Below are 16911 nucleotides of genomic sequence, written 5' to 3'. Positions count from 1 at the left end.
GTGGATCGGCAGGGGAGCATCTTGAAAAACAGAAACGGAATATTGCCATTGGGCCAACGCGCCGCACGATATTTATACGCTGCGATGTTCAGTATGCCGCTGTTCGCTTGCCAAAATACGTCTTCAGTGAACGATAGTCCTGAAGCGGAGAGTGAACTTCTCGCGGCCTCGGAATATCCCGACCAAGTTTTCTGGGGAGATCTGCATGTTCATTCCAATCTGTCTTTCGATAGCAACAGCTTTGGAAACCAGAATCTTGGCCCGGAAACAGCATATCGTTTTGCGAGGGGTGAAGAGGTCGAGACATCGACCGGCCAAAAGGCAAAGCTAACACGGCCTCTCGATTTTTTGATGGTTGCGGATCACGCCGAATATCTCGGGTTCCTGAGTGCGTTACAGCAAGAGGACAGAACCGTTCTGGGATCGGATCTGGGCAAGCGCTGGAAAGGATATCTCGACGGCGATGAGGGGATGGGGCCGATCATGACCGAGTATGTTGCCATGGTAACCGGTGCAGCGCCGCAGGAAGTTCCCGACAGGAAATTCAACCAAACAATATGGAGCAATGTTGTTGATATTGCGGAGCGCTACAATCAACCGGGGAAGTTCACTGCTTTTGCCGGGTATGAATGGACTTCAATGCCAGGAGGTCGCAACTTGCATCGCGTAGTCGTGTTCAAAGATGGTCCGGACAAAACCAAAACTATAATTCCATTTTCTGCCTTGGACAGTGATGACCCGGAGGATCTCTGGAAGTTTCTGGAGCAATATGAAACGAAGACCGGTGGATCGGTTCTGGCGATAGCGCATAATGGGAACTTGTCAGGCGGAATCATGTTCGATGATCAAAGGCTTGATGGCACGCCTCTTACCCAAGAATATGCAAAAACCCGTTCGCGTTGGGAACCAGTCTATGAAGTGACGCAGGTTAAGGGTGACGGCGAGGCACATCCGCTTTTGTCACCTGACGATGAGTATGCAGATTTCGAAACCTGGGATGAAGGTGATATATCGCAAACCCCCAAGCCTCAGGACCCCGCTCTAAAAAAACAGATGTTGAAAGGCGAATATGCTCGTAGCGGTTTAAAGAAAGGTCTTAAATATGCCGCAGATTTAGGGGTAAATCCGTATGAATTTGGACTGATGGGATCAACAGATAGTCACACTGGCCTAGCCACTGCTGATGATAATAATTTTTGGGGCAAATTCAAGGATTCTGAGCAATCTGAGTCGCGGATCACCAGCAAGATGGGAGGCGCGCTCTGGTCGAATTCCAAACTCACTGCATCAGGTTACACTGGTGTTTGGGCGCAGACAAATACCCGTGAAGAGTTGTTCGCTGCTATTCAACGCCGGGAGGTATATGCGACAACTGGTCCGCGCATTAAGTTGCGTATTTTTGCCGGTTGGGAATTTTCCAAAAATGACCTGGAAATCGGCGATTTCGTTAAAAAGGGTTACGACAAAGGTGTACCAATGGGAGGCGTACTGTCACCCGTCTCCGGTAACGAAACGCCTCGCTTCATTGTCAGTGCGATGAAAGATCCCGATGGTGCAAGCCTTGAGCGCGTACAAATCATCAAGGCATGGCGGGACAGTGAAGGTCGACTTAACGAAAATATCTACGACATCGCTACGACCGAAAACGTATCTGGTGAGGCCGAGGTGTTGGCTTATTGGCGTGATCCAGATTTCCGAAAAGAACATCACGCATTTTATTATGTGCGTGTTATTGAAGTTCCGACAAAGCGCTGGACCACTTATGATGCTGAGAAATATAGTGTTGCGTTACCATCAAATATCCCAAAAATGACCCAAGAACGGGCATATAGCTCCCCTATATGGTATCGTCCGCGATAGAAGGTCGGAAAAACCCGCCAATCCAAAAGGATCGATCGACTTTGAACATTGAGATTCAAACCAAGAAGAAACCCGGCCGCCCACACGGTAGCTTCGCGCAAAACACCAAGAAACGATTGTTGCAAGCTGCAACGAAGCAATTTGGGGAGCGGGACTTTGCGGAAGTCAGCATGACGATGATTGCCGAAGAAGCTGGTTTAACAGGAGCCGCGATCTACAATTATTACGATTCCAAAGACGCGTTGTTCCTGGATGCCGTGTCACTTTACATCGAACAGAATACGAAAATTCTAACGGAAGCATCGCTTGTTTATGGTAGCTGGAAGGACCGCTTGAATAATGTACTTGAGGCAACTAAGACTATCTACAAGCGTGGGACCCAGAATCAGCTTCTAACCAGTACTACGCAGCTGAAAATCGCCAGGGAGCCGGAGAAATTTGCTCCAATTCTGCAACTGAGGCAAAATTATAGCAGTATTTTCCAATCGATTATTGCGGATGCCTTACAATGCGGGGACCTACCAGATGAAACTGACGTTACCATCATGGGGGACCTGCTAATGGCGTTGACAACAAACGGCATAGGAGCGGTATTGGTTCATCGAACATCATCGCAGGACATTGATGCCGTCATAGATAGTTTTCGCATGTTGATTGGTATAAAATATCCAGACTCCAACACGGGCACGGATAAACCGCCTTAGAGTAACCGATCTATCGAACAGCAACATCGGTTGCCCAAAAATCTTCTTTGGTCAGTAGATTAGTTGAATTCCAATGTCTGCCTTTTGCGCGTAAAGCCTCGACCCAACCTCACTTAATAAACTTAAACATATGCCCACCGATTTTGCGCATCTGGATTTCTTCCGATCCTTCGGTAATCCGATAGCGGCGGTGGTGGCGGTAGATATGTTCGAACGGTTTGTGGCGGGAATAGCCCATGCCGCCATGGACCTGCATAGCACGGTCGGCGGCGTCGCAGCACAGGCGATTGGCGCGGTAGTTACACATGGACACCTGCGCGGAGAGATATTTCGCCACGTCAACCTTGGCCATGCCGTCCATCTGGGCGGCGGTTTTATAGATTAACTGGCGCAACATGGCAGCTTCAGTGTGAAGCTCCACCAGCGGAAACTGAATCGCCTGATTGACGGAAAGCGGCTTACCGAACGGTTTGCGCTCCCCGGCATATTTGACTGCTTCATCTATGCAATATTGCGCGGCGCCCAGTGACGAGGCGGCCTGCCGGATGCGGTTTTCGTGGACGAAATGCTGCGCGGCGGCGAGGCCCATGTCGAGATCGCCCAATATCTGGTCCGCCGGTATCCACACATTGGTGAAGCTGCACTTGGGGTGATCCGTGGGCATGTTGAATGTCCACATATACTCGCCAACTTCAAAGCCTTCAGCATCGGTGGGGACCAGGAAACAGCCAATACCCTGCGCATCGCCATCCTTGCCGCGGTGGCGGGCAAAGGTCATCACATGGGTCGCGACATGCAGGCCGGTGGTCCACATCTTGTTGCCGTTGATCAGCCAGCCATCGACACCATCGCGCTGTTCGGGAACCGCCGTGGTATCCATCCATGTGGCGTCAGAGCCGTGATCTTCCTCGGTTAGCCCAAAGCACCATTTCATTTCGCCTTTCAGCATCGCGGGAATACATTCCTGTTTCTGCTTCTCAGTGCCGAAATCCCGAACCATCAGCGGCTGCACGAGATTACCGACGATGGAATTTTCATTTTGAAGATCATTATGCAGACCCAGCCCTTTATGCGCCAGATGTTCACGGATCCGGGCCATACCCAGATTGGAACCGTCCTGTCCGCCAAATTCCTTGGGCAAGGCATAGCGAAAATGCCCGGCAGCATCGGCAGTGCGGCGCATTTCATCGAGCAGCTCTTCCCATTCCTTGCTCGGCAGGCCGTGATTGTCCCAGTCGGTCCGGCTGTCCTCCCGGCGATGGTCAAAAAAGCGGATATTGTCATCGCGCTGCTCAATCGGCTTGATTTCAGCTTCGATAAAATCGTCGAGAACGGTGAGATAATCTTCGATGTCCTGCGGAATTTCAAAACTCATATCATGGCTTCCATTTGTTGAGGGCGACGGCAAGACCGGCATATTTGGGTTGATCGATCGACAGGCGTTCCAGCGCGGATAGCCTGAGATGGTCCCACAGACCCGGATGATCTGCTTCTATGCTTCCTTCTGATAGTGCGGCACAAAGCTGTCCATGATCAAATCCAATAGCTTTCAACCGTTCATCTGAAGCGGCCTTGAATGCAGGACCAAAGCGCGCCTGCCGCTGCGCAATGCCCAGGGCGTTACCGGCCACTCTGGATTGAAACCGGTCATGGCCTTTGAGGTCGGGTTGAACCGTTTCCATGTTCCATTCGCCCAGAGCCGTGAGCAGTTCATCATAGCTGGTTTCGCCTTTGGTATCCTGCGCTTCGGGGATTTTCCAATCGAGCGGAGTACAGATGTTTTCAGGCAGGACCTCTTCAAACAGCAAGGACAGATCAATCTCGACTTCTGAAACACGGCGGCCAATCACAGTGCGCTCTAATGAGCGATCCCCGTGACTGCGCCAAATTTCTCCCATCACCAGACAGGCAACGCCCCACCAGACAGTGGAATAGATCAACCAGAAACGGAACCGGGCCGGATCAACGGTTTCGCCGCTGTGCCGTGCATAAGCGTCAAGAAAGGAGTCTGCACTGTCAAAACCGCCTGCGACTTTCTCATAATGACCGAAGCGCCAACTGGGCGTGCAGAGATAGGCCAAATCCTGAACCGGATCACCCAATCGCGCCAATTCCCAGTCCAGAACGGCGGACAGTCCGGACGGCGCAATCATTAGATTACCCATACGAAAATCGCCATGTACGAGCTTTTTGGTCGGGCTATCCGTACTATCTGGAGCGTTTTGTTTCAGCCAGTGGAAAGCATATTCATAGATCGGGATTGCGCCGCCAATCTCGTCATATTTATCTTTCTGCAAAGTGATGAGTTCCAGCGGCGAATAATATTCCAGACGGTCGGCCAGTATTCCGGGATCGATATTGTGGATATTCCAGAGCTCTGCCGCGCACTGGTCGGTCAATTTGCTTTCGGCCTCTGCAAATTCCGGATTGCCGAGAATCTTGTGGGGCAGGGTCTCACCATCCGCCTTGTCCATCACAAAGCCTTCGCCGAGATCGTCTTCCGGCGACAGGCGTCCCCGAACGGTTGGTGCGGTGACGCCCGATTGCACCGCAAGATCAATCACATCGGCCTGAGTTGCCAGCGATATACCCCGCAAGCCTTCATCGTCCGGTGAAATGCCGGCGGGCAAGCGGCGCAGGACAAAGTCCTCCCCTCCATAAGCAAAGGCCCAGCTTTCCATGCTGGCGCCGCCTGAAAGCCGTTTGAGCGCGGAAACTGAACCGTTGGAACCCAATGCCCTAGTGCAAAAAACAGTCAGTTTTTCTTCGGAAAGCTTATTTTCCATATTGAAAGCTTAATTGGTCAATTAAAAATTGGCAATCGCTATAATGGCAGAATAGTTCCGGCGATTTACGTCGTGATACTTGCATGCGAGGTCATTCCCTCTTACCTGCGGCTACAGCAGAACAAATCCATGAGGGGTCAGTATGAGGGCGTTTATTTTTCCAGGGCAGGGCAGCCAGGCCGTCGGCATGGGCAAGGCCCTTGCGGAAGCGAGCAACACGGCGCACGAAGTTTTTCAGGAAGTCGATCATGCACTGGAGCAAAATTTGTTCCAACTGATGTGTGAAGGGCCGGAAGATGAATTGACCCTGACGGAAAATGCACAGCCAGCTATTATGGCCAATGCGATCGCGACTCTGCGGGTCATTGAAAAAGAGGGCGGCAAATCGCTTGCTGACCTATGCTCCTATGTTGCTGGTCATAGTCTGGGCGAATATACGGCGCTTTGTGCCGCGGGCGCTTTGAACCTGACAACAACAGCAGAGTTATTGAAACTGCGCGGCCAGTCCATGCAAAAAGCGGTTCCGGTAGGTGAGGGCGGAATGGCCGCCCTGCTGGGTGCAGATATCAAGAAAGCCGCTGGTTTGGCAAAGGCCGCTGCGCAAGGTGATGTGTGTACCGTGGCAAACGACAATGATCCGACACAGGTGGTCATTTCCGGTCATATGGGAGCCATTGAGCGCGCCATATCATTGGTAAAAGAGCATGAAATTAAACGCGGTGTATTGCTGCCGGTATCGGCACCTTTCCATTGTTCACTGATGCAACCCGCAGCGGAAGCTATGGAAGGAGCGTTGGCCGAAGCCAGTATATTACCGCCCGCTGTTCCGGTTTTTGCCAATGTCACTGCTGATGCGGCGAGCGATACGGATGAAATCCGCCAGTTGCTAGTTCAGCAGGTCACCGGAACGGTCCGCTGGCGGGAGTCTGTTCTGAATCTTTCCGAAGCAGGTGTAGAGCAGTTTGTCGAATTTGGCGGCAAGGTGCTTGGCGGCATGGTGAAACGGATCAACAAGGAAGTTGAGACAACCAGCCTGATTTCAATGGATGATATTGAAGCTTTTCTGGCTTCGGTCTAAAAGCGCTGCCTATATTAAAGACAGGAACAAAAATGTTTGATCTCACAGGAATGACTGCGCTGGTAACTGGCGCTTCGGGCGGAATTGGGTCCGCGATTGCCAAATCTCTGGCAGCCCGTGGCGCGACGATTGCCTTGTCCGGCACGCGCAAATTGACATTGATGGATCTGATTCCGGAATTGGAAGGGGAGGGACATGTTGTGATCCCGTGTAACCTGTCCGATGCCGAGGAAGTGAATGAGCTTGTCCCCCAGGTGATTGAAAAGCTTGGTAAACTCGACATATTGGTCAACAATGCCGGGATCACCCGTGACGGGCTGGTCATGCGCATGTCGGATGATGATTGGTCAGACGTACTGAATGTCAATCTGGAATCGGCTTTCCGTCTGGCCCGTGCTGCGGCGCGGCCGATGATGAAGGCGCGCCATGGACGGATAATCTCGATTACATCGGTTGTTGGTGCCACTGGCAATCCTGGGCAGGTCAACTATGTCGCGTCCAAGGCCGGACTGGTTGGCATGTCCAAGGCGCTGGCCCAGGAATTGGCGTCGCGCGGGATAACCGTAAACTGTGTCGCTCCCGGTTTCATTGCCACGCCGATGACGGAAGCTCTGACAGACACCCAGAAAGAAGAGATAAACCGCAAAATTCCGGCGGGAAAAATGGGTGCGGGCGAAGATATCGGTGCGGCGGTGACCTATCTGGCGAGCAACGAGGCTTCTTATGTCACTGGTCAGACGCTGCATGTCAACGGCGGCATGGCGATGATCAGCTAACGGGCGTTTCAGATGCTCTCCACTTTATTGCTGCTGGCAATGGCCACAAACCCCGGGCCATCCCTGCCGACGGAGGGATTGCTTACCATTGAAAATCTCGATTGTGTGAGCAAGAAAGTCTCGGCCGATCAGGCGCAGGCTTATTTTGCGATGGCGCGCAAAGGGGAGGAAGTTGACGCCTTTCAATCAGCAAACAAACTAACCGACAACTGTCAGGCAGAGTATGGCTGGACCGATGTCCAGACGCGCAGCGCGTTTCGGATTTCCTTGATGGACGGATGGTTGTTGCAAGAAGGTTTGATCGAAAAAATTCAGAATTTGGGCGATTTCAAGCCATTTCTCGACCAATATTATCGCGATAATGTGAAACCAACCGGGCGCTATATGCTGGAAGATGTTTTTCTATCCGGCAAAATGGATAAAGATTTGACCGCAGCAGGCTACCCGGAAGACAAGGAATTGCGTGAACTAGCCTATAATTATTGGGAATGGCGCGGCGCTCTATTTGGTATCGAGGAAGATTTTCGGAACGGTGAACTGCGACAATAGCGTGTAATGTTATGCATACATTCACAAAGCCGCGCTTGCCCTCTTGCAAGCGGCGCGCCATGCCACTAGGACAAAATGGAAATTAATACCAAAGAAGAAGGAACTCTCATGAGTGAGACTGCAGACCGCGTAAAAAAGATTGTTGTTGAGCATCTCGGCGTTGAAGCCGACAAGGTGACCGAAGAAGCGGCATTCATCGATGATCTGGGCGCTGACAGCCTCGACATTGTTGAGCTTGTGATGGCTTTTGAAGAAGAATTCAGCGTTGAAATTCCTGACGATGCGGCTGAAAAAATCGCAACGGTCAAAGATGCGATTGATTTCATCGATAACAATAAGGGTTAATTGATTTTGGAATGCAGCCTGATATCCGGGCTGCTATTCCGGGGCCAATGATCGCTAAATAATTACAAAGCGGCTCACCGGCCTGGGATGCATTTCCTGAACCGGTGGCCGCTTTTGAATTGGGGCTTAAGCAAGCCTGAAATAAGGAGCATAAAATGCGTCGTGTTGTAGTGACCGGACTGGGTTTGGTAACGCCTCTTGGAGGAGATGTCGAAACAAGCTGGGGCAATATAATTGCTTCGAAATCCGGTGCAGGAAAGATCACACGCTTTGATGCTTCCAACCAGAAATGTCATATCGCCTGTGAAGTCAAACCGGCAGATCATGAATATGGTTTTGATCCCAATTTGCGTGTCGACCACAAGGTCCAGCGTCAGGTTGATCCTTTCATTGTTTATGGCATTGATGCAGCGGGACAGGCATTGGAAGATGCGGGTCTTACCGAGCTGAGTGATGAAGAGAAGCTGCGCACCGGTTGTTCCATCGGCTCCGGCATTGGCGGTCTTCCTGGTATCGAGAAAGAATCACTGGTTCTCAACGAGCGTGGACCTGGACGGGTTAGCCCTCACTTTGTTCACGGACGGCTGATTAACCTGATTTCCGGTCAGGTTTCGATTAAATATGGCCTTATGGGTCCCAATCACGCGGTTGTGACGGCGTGTTCCACTGGCGCACACAGCATTGGTGATGCAGCGCGGATGATTGCTCTGGATGATGCGGACATCATGCTGGCTGGTGGTGCCGAAGCAACGATTTGCCCGATTGGTATTGCCGGTTTTGCGCAAGCGAAAGCATTGTCCACCAAACGTAATGATGACCCGACCGCTGCGTCGCGGCCCTATGATAAAGACCGCGACGGCTTTGTGATGGGTGAGGGGGCCGGTGTTGTCGTTCTGGAAGAATATGAACGAGCCAAGGCACGCGGCGCGAATATCTATGCCGAAGTGGTAGGCTATGGCCTCTCTGGTGATGCTCATCACGTAACCGCGCCGCATCCCGATGGTGTCGGTGCCTATCGCTCAATGGAAATGGCGCTCAAGCGCTCTGGCCTGACCACGGCGGATATTGATTATGTCAATGCGCATGGCACCTCGACCATGGCGGATGTGCTGGAACTGGCCGCCGTACGCCGCCTGTTCGGCGATGATATCGCGACCATGTCGATGAGCTCGACCAAGTCGGCCATCGGCCATTTGCTGGGCGGTGCTGGTGCGGTGGAGGCGATATTCTCTATACTGGCGCTGCGTGACCAAACTGTACCACCGACGTTGAATTTGGATGATCCGGAAGACAGCTGCGAAGGCGTGGATCTGGTGCCGCATGTGGCCAGAAAACGGGAAGTGAAAGCGGTTCTCAGCAACAGCTTCGGCTTTGGCGGAACCAATGCCAGCGTCATTATGAAAGCGGTATAGCGCCACCATGCGGCGCTTCGGCTGCCTCGTCCTTGTTATCGCCACGGTCATTATCGGCCTTGTGGCAGGCAATTTCATCTATGGCTGGACCGCCTCCGGACCGCTGGAGCAGGAACGGACATTTATTGTTCAGTCAGGTTCCAGCCTCGGCATGGCGGCCAGGGCGCTTGAGGAAGATGGCGTCATCAAGTCCGCCGATGCTTTTCTGAATCGCGCGAAGATTTTCGGCGGATCAGAACCGATCAAGGCGGGTGAGTTTGTTATTCCGGCAGGCGCAAGTAATGCGACGATATTGGGCATTCTGCAAGGCGGGAAAACAGTGCAACGGCTGATCACGATACCGGAAGGTACACCCTCAATTATCGTGCATGAAAAACTGATGGCGGAAAAACTTTTGACCGGTGACATCCCCGTTCCCGAAGAAGGTTCACTCTTGCCAGACAGTTATAGCTTTGAACGCGGTGAGAGCCGTGCGGCGGTCGTCGCGCGCATGCAAAAGGCTATGAAGGATACGATAGCTGAACTATGGCCCAAAAAGACCGCGGCCAGTGTGGTCAAGACACCTGAAGAAGCCGTCATCCTTGCGACAATTGTCGAGAAGGAAACAGCTCTGGCCCGCGAACGGCGGACGGTTGCGGCGGTCTATAGCAACCGGATCAACCGCAACATGATGCTCCAGGCCGACCCGACGATCATCTATCCGATTACCAAGGGAAAGCCGCTGGGACGGCGCATTCGTCAGTCGGAAATCGCGGCGGTGAACGACTATAATACCTATTCGATGGTTGGCCTGCCCAAGGGGCCGATTGCCAATCCCGGACGCGCTTCCATCGAGGCGGTGCTTGACCCGGCAGACAGCGATTATCTCTTCTTTGTCGCGGACGGCAAAGGCGGGCATGTTTTTGCCAAAACACTGGCCGAGCATAATGCCAATGTCGAAAAATGGTTCGCCATCCGCCGCGAACGGGGCGAGATGTAGTACGCTTATGGCAAATCTTGTGATTAGTGGCTTTATGGCGTCGATGCTGGCTGTCTCTGTTCCGCAATCTTCCGAAAAGACCGAAGAAGTAGAACATGGGAAAGCGCAAACCGCCCCTGACAAGCAAGATATCGAGGCGTCACAAAAACTGTTGGGACGCTATCACCTGCGCGGCGTGATGGAAACCGCTTCGGGCCTTCAATTGTCAGAGGATGGCAGCTTTCAATGGTATTTGATCGTCGGTGGGCTAGACATTTTGTCCGGTGGTAGCTGGAGTCTTCAGGATGAACAGGTAATGCTGATATTTGATCCGCCCAAAGCAGGCGCGCGTTATGACCCCATCGGGACGGTTCTGATGAGGATAGATGGTGAAAATCTTGTACCATCCAGTGATTTTGGCGGCGGTACCTTTGTAAAGGCCAAGGCCCGATTGGACAGGAAATGAGCACCGGATTTCTTTCAGATCGCACCAGGATTTGCGATTAGCCACAAAAGTGCAGATTTTTGGGTTATGTTCAGGGCAACTTTTCAAGAACAAGCTATGTAACAGGGGCCGGTCATGAGAACAAAGCCTTATCTAGCGATCATCATACTGGCCGCTCTCTCGTTTACCGGGCTGCGTATGTGGCAGGAAAGCAGTTTTGGGACAGGGCCGCTGAACTCGTCCGCAAAACAGCAGGGGGAAAGCCGGGAAATCGCTTTTGTGGCCAATGCCGTTGGCGGAACAATTAGCCTGATCGACGTTCAGAAAAGGCAGGTAATAGACACGATAGACATTACTCCCGACGGCAAAAATACCGGATTTTTTCGTGACCCAGTCCAATCATTTGCTCAAGATATCGCGGAAGGCAAGGGTGGGTTGAATTATGCCCAAGACAGCGATCTGTCGCGAAATGGGCGCGTATTGTTTGTCTCGCGCGGCTTTCTAGCGGATGTTGCCGCGTTCGACCTTAAGACCCACGAAATTCTCTGGCGGACGCCGATCGCCGGAATACGCGCAGATCATATGGACATTTCACCCGACGGCAAACGGTTGTTTGTGTCAGCGGTTATTCGCGGCGGGGATATTGTCGAGATACTTGATACGCGCACAGGCGATAAACTGGGGCAATTCAAGACAGGCGATTGGCCGCATGATGTCCATGTCAGTGATGATGGAAGCAAGGTATATGCTGCCAGCCTTGGCGATATGGAGGCAGAGTTGTCTGAACGTAACGCCAATGGCGATGCCTATCGCATAACCGTAGTGGATGCGCAGTCGTTGCAGGTGTTGAAGGAATATAGCTTCGATGCAGGGATTCGTCCGTTCCAGATATCCGAGAGTCGCCGCATGCTATATGCTCAGCTATCCAATACGCATGCCATTGTTGCACGCGATCTGGATGGGGATACGCAGAAAGGCCGGATAGATTTGCCCATCAAGGCGGGAGTCACAGACGATGATTGGGATTTTGAGGCACCGCATCATGGGCTGTCCCTGTCTGCTGATGAACAAACATTATGCGTCGCCGGGCGTGCGTCCGACTATGCCGCATTTGTTAACGCCGAAAAACTCACGCTCAGTGCGACAATTAATGTCGGTGATGCACCAAGCTGGTCTGTCTTCTCAGAAAGCGGAGAGCTTTGCCTGCTTGCCAATACGAGAAGCGATGATGTTTCATTTGTATCGCGGTCCGATCAGGACGAGATTGCACGCATCGAGGTTGGGCGAGGCCCCAAACATATTACGTTGGGCCGCGTGCCGGTTGATATTTTGCAAAAACCCAACTGAAAAGCAAAGCCGGTTTGCCGATTTTTCGATAAGCTTCCCTATTCAGACGACCTAGTAGTTAAACCGGGTTTTCAAGCTATCGCGCGCTTCCTGATATTCGGTGATTAGGCGATCTACCATATCCTGAACCGAACGGACTTCATCAATGGCGCCGATGCCCTGACCGCTGCCCCAGATATCTTTCCACGCCTTTTTCTCGGTATTGCCGCCAGAACCGAAGTTCATGGTCTTATAGTCGCCTTGCGGAAGGTCATCGGGATCGAGACCGGCATTTTCGATTGAACCACGCAGATAATTGCCGCTGACGCCCGTAAACAGGTCAGAATAGACGATATCCTTGGCACGGCCTTCAACAATGCCGTCTTTATAGCCTTGGTCGGCATTGGCTTCCCTGGTCGCGATAAAGGCGGAGCCCATATAGCCAAGGTCTGCGCCCATAGCCTGAGCGCCCAGAATGGATGCGCCGCAACCAATAGAACCGGACAAAGCCACCGGGCCATCAAACCACTGACGGATTTCCTGCATAAGCGCGAAGGGAGAGATAACCCCCGCATGGCCGCCAGCGCCGGCCGCCACCGGGATCAGGCCGTCAGCGCCCTTTTCGATCGCCTTGTGAGCAAAGCGGTCGTTGATAATGTCATGCATGGTGATACCGCCCCAATTGTGAACGGCAGTATTGAGGTCCTCAATGGCACCCAAAGAGGTGATAATCAGCGGCACCTTCCATTTTTCACAGGTCGCCATGTCCTGATCGAGTCGATCATTGGACTTGTGGACAATCTGGTTCACGGCAAAGGGCGCCGCCGGTTTGTCGGGATTGTCCCGGTTCCATGCGGCAAGCTCTTCGGTAATCTGGTGCATCCACTCGTCGAGCAGGCTTTGCGGCCGTGCGTTGAGGGCAGGGAAGGACCCGACTATTCCGGCTTTACACTGCGCAATGACCAGTTCCGGTCCCGATACGATAAACAAAGGTGAACCGATAAGTGGCAGGCGAAGATTGTCGAATATGGCAGGTAAAGTCATAAGGTCCCCAATTAAAAAGGCTAAACAGAAAAGCTTAGAAACCCGCCATACCGCAAGCGGCAGCGGATTCCACTGTTATTTTAACCGATTGCTTAATATGGGTGCTAAATCCGGTTTACCGCGCTTAGCAACGCTTCTACCGAGGCTCTGGCAACGTCGCTATTGATACCGACACCATAGAATTCACGGCCGTCCCCGGTCTTGCATTCGACATAGGCGGCCGCCTGCGCATCTTTGCCTGAACCCAGCGCATGTTCCTGATAGTCCATGATCTCCAGTGTGATGCCAAGCGAAGAGGCGAGGGCATCGACCACACTCGATATCAGACCATTGCCGCGACCACTGACGGACGTTTCACCATCGGGGCCTTTGATCTTTCCGACAAATATGCGTTCGCCGCCGGTCTGGCTTTCCTGATAGTCGATCAGGCTGTATTGGCCGCCGCCATCGAGATGATAGCGTTTCTGGAATGCACCCCAGATATCCTCGGCAGACAGTTCCCGGCTTGTCTCGTCGGCAAGTTCTTGCACCGTGCGGCTGAAATTGGCTTGCAGACGCTTGGGCAGTTTCAGACCATAATCCTGCTCCAATATCCACGCGATACCGCCTTTGCCGGACTGGCTGTTGACGCGGATCACAGCTTCATAGTCACGGCCGATGTCGCGCGGGTCGATCGGCAGATAAGGTACGTTCCACAGCTCGTCATTGCGCAGTTCCTGTGCTGCAAAACCCTTTTTGATCGCGTCCTGATGGGAACCGGAAAAAGCGGTGAAGACCAGTTCACCGGCATAGGGATGGCGTTCCGGAACCGGTAGCTGGTTGCAATATTCAACCGTATTGACGATTTCATCCATGTTGGAAAAATCAAGTTCGGGGTCAACGCCTTGCGTGTACATATTGAGGCCCAGCGTCACCAGATCAACATTGCCGGTACGCTCACCATTTCCAAACAAACAGCCTTCGACACGGTCAGCACCCGCCATCAGGCCAAGTTCCGATGCCGCAATGCCCGAGCCACGGTCGTTATGTGTGTGCAGACTGATGACTACATGATCGCGCTTGCTGATATGCTTGCACATCCATTCCACCTGATCTGCGTAGATATTCGGCGTTGAAGCCTCAACTGTCGCTGGCAGGTTAAGGATCAGCGGTTTTTCTGCTGTTGGCTCGATAATTTCCATGACCGTTTCACAGACTTCCAGGCTGAATTCAATTTCGGCGGTCGAGAAGGTTTCCGGCGAATATTCGAAATGCCAGTCGGTATCAGGATATTTTTCGGCCTGTTCACGCAGGATGGTTGCGCCTTCCTTGGCAATATCCTTCACGCCGTCTTTGCCTAACTTGAATACAACATCACGCCATGCTGGTGAGACCGCATTATAAAGATGGACAATGGCCTGCTTGGCTCCTTCCAGGCTGGCGAAGCTGGTTTCGATCAAATCGCGGCGGGACTGGGTCAGAACCTGCACTATGACATCATCTGGGATACTGCCAGACTTGACCAAGCCGCTGATGAAATCAAAGTCAGTGGCGCCAGCGGATGGAAAGCCGACCTCAATTTCCTTGATTCCGATTTTGACGAGCAGATCAAAGAAACGCTGTTTCTTTTGCGCATCCATCGGATCAATAAGTGCCTGATTGCCGTCTCGCAGATCGGTGGAGAGCCAGCGCGGTGCTTTGTCAATGGTGCGGGAAGGCCATTGCCGGTCCGGCAAATCAATCTGGCCAAAGGGGCGGTATTTTTGAGATGGAATAGGATGCATGGTCGATACTCTTATGCTGCAAGCGATTTCGCGCAAGGCGGAAATTGCCAATTAATTTCAATTTTCTGGAAAAATAATCCCTTAGGCGGGGCTGCCGCATCGGGCAGCAGCACAGCTACGCCTAAGGGCGCATAAGTCGGTGTAGCTCTAGGTTTGAGGCACATCTCATGCCGATACTCATATCTGTTGCGGTGCAAAAATCAACCATGCCGGTGAATTTATTTTGCCGGAAGTGAAACCTTTTTGCTCAGCCCTGCGAAACCATCAACGAGCATGACAGCTCAACGAAATTATTTTTACCTCCAATCACAAGAACTTAAACCTTATCAAGGAACCGAAAATGAAAACACTGATTATGCCAATCGCACTCGCGCTCGCCGCGACCACCGCCACTTTTGCATTGCCGATAGATGCGGCAATTGCCGGTCCGACCTTTACCGGTGTGGAAGGCGGAAACATCGCTGTGAGTGGATATGACGTTACATCCTATTTCACCGGCAGCGGTAAACCCGTTAAAGGCAGCAAGGCCCATCGGGTTAAGTATAAGGGTGTAGACTATCACTTCAGCAACGCATCGAATGCTGCAAAATTTAAAGAAAATCCCGCAAAATTTGCTCCGCAATATGGCGGGCACTGCGCATGGGCTTTGTCTCGCGGTTCACTGGCTCCCGGTGATCCACTCATCTACAAAGTTACTGATGGCAAACTATACCTGAACTTCAACAAGCAGGTTCAGACAACCTGGCTTGGAGATATCGCCGGCTTCATCAGCAAAGCTGATATCAAATGGCCAACATTCCCGGATGACGCCAAATTCGGCGGCTAATCGGGGCCCCCATTCGTCACGCAACCATTTAACGTAAACACTTACATCAAAGGAAAATACCATGAACAACCAACGCAAAGTTTCCGCCATGCTCGCTGTCATGGGCGGCTTGTCCCTGGCCACACCTTCTGCAGCGCTTGCTACCTGCACGGCAGCTGCTCCAGTAGCTCAACCAGCCTGCGGTGCGTGTGCAGCAGCATGTGCTGCATCTGGTGGAGCTTGTGCAGCCGCTGCATGCGGTGCTTGTGCTGCTGCGGACTGCGCTGCTGCTGCCTGCGCCGCAGGATGTGCCGCTGATGCCGCAGTCTGCGCTGCTCAACCCGCCGCTTGCGGTGCCTGCGCAGCGGCCTGTGCACCTCAATAAAGAATAGTGGTTTGAGGGGGTTAGCTTATGTTAAGACACCAGTGCCCCCTCAAACAGATTACCCAAAGGATTTAACAAATGAACAAGACATTTTTAGCAGCGATCATGATGGCCACGTTGCCAATCGCTTGCTCCGCCCCTTCGTCTGAAACAGCAGAAACAACGGAAACAGCTGAAACGGTCGATGCCGCAATTATAGAAGTTTCCGATGATATGGAATTACCTGTTTTCACCGGTCCTGCCGGATCTGAAAATGTGGCTGTAAGCGGTTATGACACGGTCAGCTATTTTGAAGGCGACGGCGTGCCTGTTGAAGGAAGCAAGGAACATCGCGTCAGATATAATGGCGTTGAATATCACTTTGCTTCAGCCGAAAATGCGGCGAAATTCCAAGCCGAACCTGCAAAGTTTGCTCCCCAATATGGTGGCCACTGCGCTTGGGCGGCCTCACGCGGCAAGCTCGCATCGGGTGATCCGAAACTCTATGCTGTTGTCGACGGTAAGCTATATCTGAACTTCAATCAGAAAGTTCAGGATACCTGGAACAAGGATATTCCCGGCTTTATCGAAAAAGCGGACCAGGAATTCCCGAAAATTCCAGCGGATGCACGTTACGACGACGCTTAAGTGCGGTCCAAATAACGAGAAGGGGCGGTGGAACGTGATTCTGCCGCC

At 52.3% G+C, this 16911-nt stretch carries 17 protein-coding genes; 13 read left to right on the top strand and 4 right to left on the bottom strand.

Annotated elements, in window-relative coordinates; all coding sequences use genetic code 11:
* Nucleotides 1-84 precede the first annotated feature (84 nt).
* On the top strand, nt 85-1860 hold the full coding sequence (locus DK507_RS14790; protein WP_367889565.1) for a DUF3604 domain-containing protein: 1776 nt from the start codon (nt 85-87) through the stop codon (nt 1858-1860).
* Nucleotides 1861-1901: 41 nt separating this feature from the next.
* A complete protein-coding gene (locus DK507_RS14785) occupies nt 1902-2564 on the top strand; it encodes a TetR/AcrR family transcriptional regulator (protein WP_162559069.1) in 663 nt (220 codons plus the stop codon).
* A gap of 109 nt (nt 2565-2673) precedes the next feature.
* Here DK507_RS14785 and DK507_RS14780 read toward each other — a convergent pair whose 3' ends face one another.
* Nucleotides 2674-3939: an acyl-CoA dehydrogenase family protein gene (locus DK507_RS14780; RefSeq protein ID WP_109357094.1), complete on the bottom strand. Its 1266-nt coding sequence runs from the start codon at nt 3937-3939 to the stop codon at nt 2674-2676.
* 1 nt (nt 3940) lies between these two features.
* Nucleotides 3941-5350 (bottom strand): phosphotransferase family protein, encoded by a 1410-nt coding sequence (locus DK507_RS14775; protein WP_109357093.1) that lies wholly within the window; start codon nt 5348-5350, stop codon nt 3941-3943.
* Nucleotides 5351-5492: 142 nt separating this feature from the next.
* Here DK507_RS14775 and fabD point away from each other — a divergent pair, with 142 nt between their 5' ends.
* From fabD to DK507_RS14735, 8 genes are all read left to right on the top strand, one after another.
* The gene (gene fabD, locus DK507_RS14770; RefSeq protein ID WP_109357092.1) at nt 5493-6428 is read left to right on the top strand and encodes an ACP S-malonyltransferase; all 936 of its coding nucleotides are present in this window, start codon (nt 5493-5495) and stop codon (nt 6426-6428) included.
* A gap of 32 nt (nt 6429-6460) precedes the next feature.
* Entirely contained in the window at nt 6461-7204 is a 744-nt protein-coding gene (gene fabG, locus DK507_RS14765) for a 3-oxoacyl-[acyl-carrier-protein] reductase (protein WP_109357091.1), read from the top strand.
* Between the two features lie 12 nt (nt 7205-7216).
* Nucleotides 7217-7753 carry a hypothetical protein gene (locus DK507_RS14760; protein ID WP_109357090.1) on the top strand — a complete coding sequence of 179 codons (537 nt, stop codon included), beginning with the start codon at nt 7217-7219 and terminating at the stop codon, nt 7751-7753.
* A 108-nt stretch (nt 7754-7861) separates the two neighbouring features.
* Nucleotides 7862-8098: an acyl carrier protein gene (locus DK507_RS14755; protein ID WP_074205387.1), complete on the top strand. Its 237-nt coding sequence runs from the start codon at nt 7862-7864 to the stop codon at nt 8096-8098.
* Nucleotides 8099-8253: 155 nt separating this feature from the next.
* Entirely contained in the window at nt 8254-9510 is a 1257-nt protein-coding gene (fabF, locus tag DK507_RS14750) for a beta-ketoacyl-ACP synthase II (RefSeq protein WP_109357089.1), read from the top strand.
* A 7-nt stretch (nt 9511-9517) separates the two neighbouring features.
* Complete coding sequence (gene mltG / locus DK507_RS14745; protein ID WP_109357088.1) at nt 9518-10489, top strand: endolytic transglycosylase MltG; 972 nt, start codon at nt 9518-9520, stop codon at nt 10487-10489.
* A 7-nt stretch (nt 10490-10496) separates the two neighbouring features.
* Nucleotides 10497-10934, top strand: a complete 438-nt coding sequence (locus DK507_RS14740; RefSeq protein WP_109357087.1) for a hypothetical protein — start codon at nt 10497-10499, stop codon at nt 10932-10934.
* A gap of 114 nt (nt 10935-11048) precedes the next feature.
* Nucleotides 11049-12260, top strand: a complete 1212-nt coding sequence (locus tag DK507_RS14735) for a YncE family protein (RefSeq protein WP_109357086.1) — start codon at nt 11049-11051, stop codon at nt 12258-12260.
* A 51-nt stretch (nt 12261-12311) separates the two neighbouring features.
* On the opposite strand, the gene DK507_RS14730 is transcribed toward DK507_RS14735, so the two are convergent.
* Both DK507_RS14730 and leuA read right to left on the bottom strand, forming a co-directional pair.
* Nucleotides 12312-13283 (bottom strand): nitronate monooxygenase family protein, encoded by a 972-nt coding sequence (locus DK507_RS14730; RefSeq protein WP_109357085.1) that lies wholly within the window; start codon nt 13281-13283, stop codon nt 12312-12314.
* A 104-nt stretch (nt 13284-13387) separates the two neighbouring features.
* Nucleotides 13388-15046: a 2-isopropylmalate synthase gene (leuA, locus tag DK507_RS14725; RefSeq protein WP_109357084.1), complete on the bottom strand. Its 1659-nt coding sequence runs from the start codon at nt 15044-15046 to the stop codon at nt 13388-13390.
* Between the two features lie 340 nt (nt 15047-15386).
* Here leuA and DK507_RS14720 point away from each other — a divergent pair, with 340 nt between their 5' ends.
* The 3 genes from DK507_RS14720 (at nt 15387) to DK507_RS14710 (ending at nt 16863) form a co-directional block, all read left to right on the top strand.
* A complete protein-coding gene (locus DK507_RS14720) occupies nt 15387-15872 on the top strand; it encodes a YHS domain-containing (seleno)protein (protein ID WP_109357083.1) in 486 nt (161 codons plus the stop codon).
* A 61-nt stretch (nt 15873-15933) separates the two neighbouring features.
* Nucleotides 15934-16236 (top strand): hypothetical protein, encoded by a 303-nt coding sequence (locus tag DK507_RS17875; protein WP_162559068.1) that lies wholly within the window; start codon nt 15934-15936, stop codon nt 16234-16236.
* Between the two features lie 78 nt (nt 16237-16314).
* Entirely contained in the window at nt 16315-16863 is a 549-nt protein-coding gene (locus DK507_RS14710) for a YHS domain-containing (seleno)protein (RefSeq protein WP_216822392.1), read from the top strand.
* The last annotated feature ends 48 nt before the right edge of the window (nt 16864-16911 follow it).

Origin of the sequence: Sphingorhabdus sp. EL138, assembly GCF_900258045.1 — a bacterium.
Taxonomy (GTDB): domain Bacteria; phylum Pseudomonadota; class Alphaproteobacteria; order Sphingomonadales; family Sphingomonadaceae; genus Parasphingorhabdus.
This window is presented reverse-complemented; position numbering and strand designations above follow the sequence as displayed.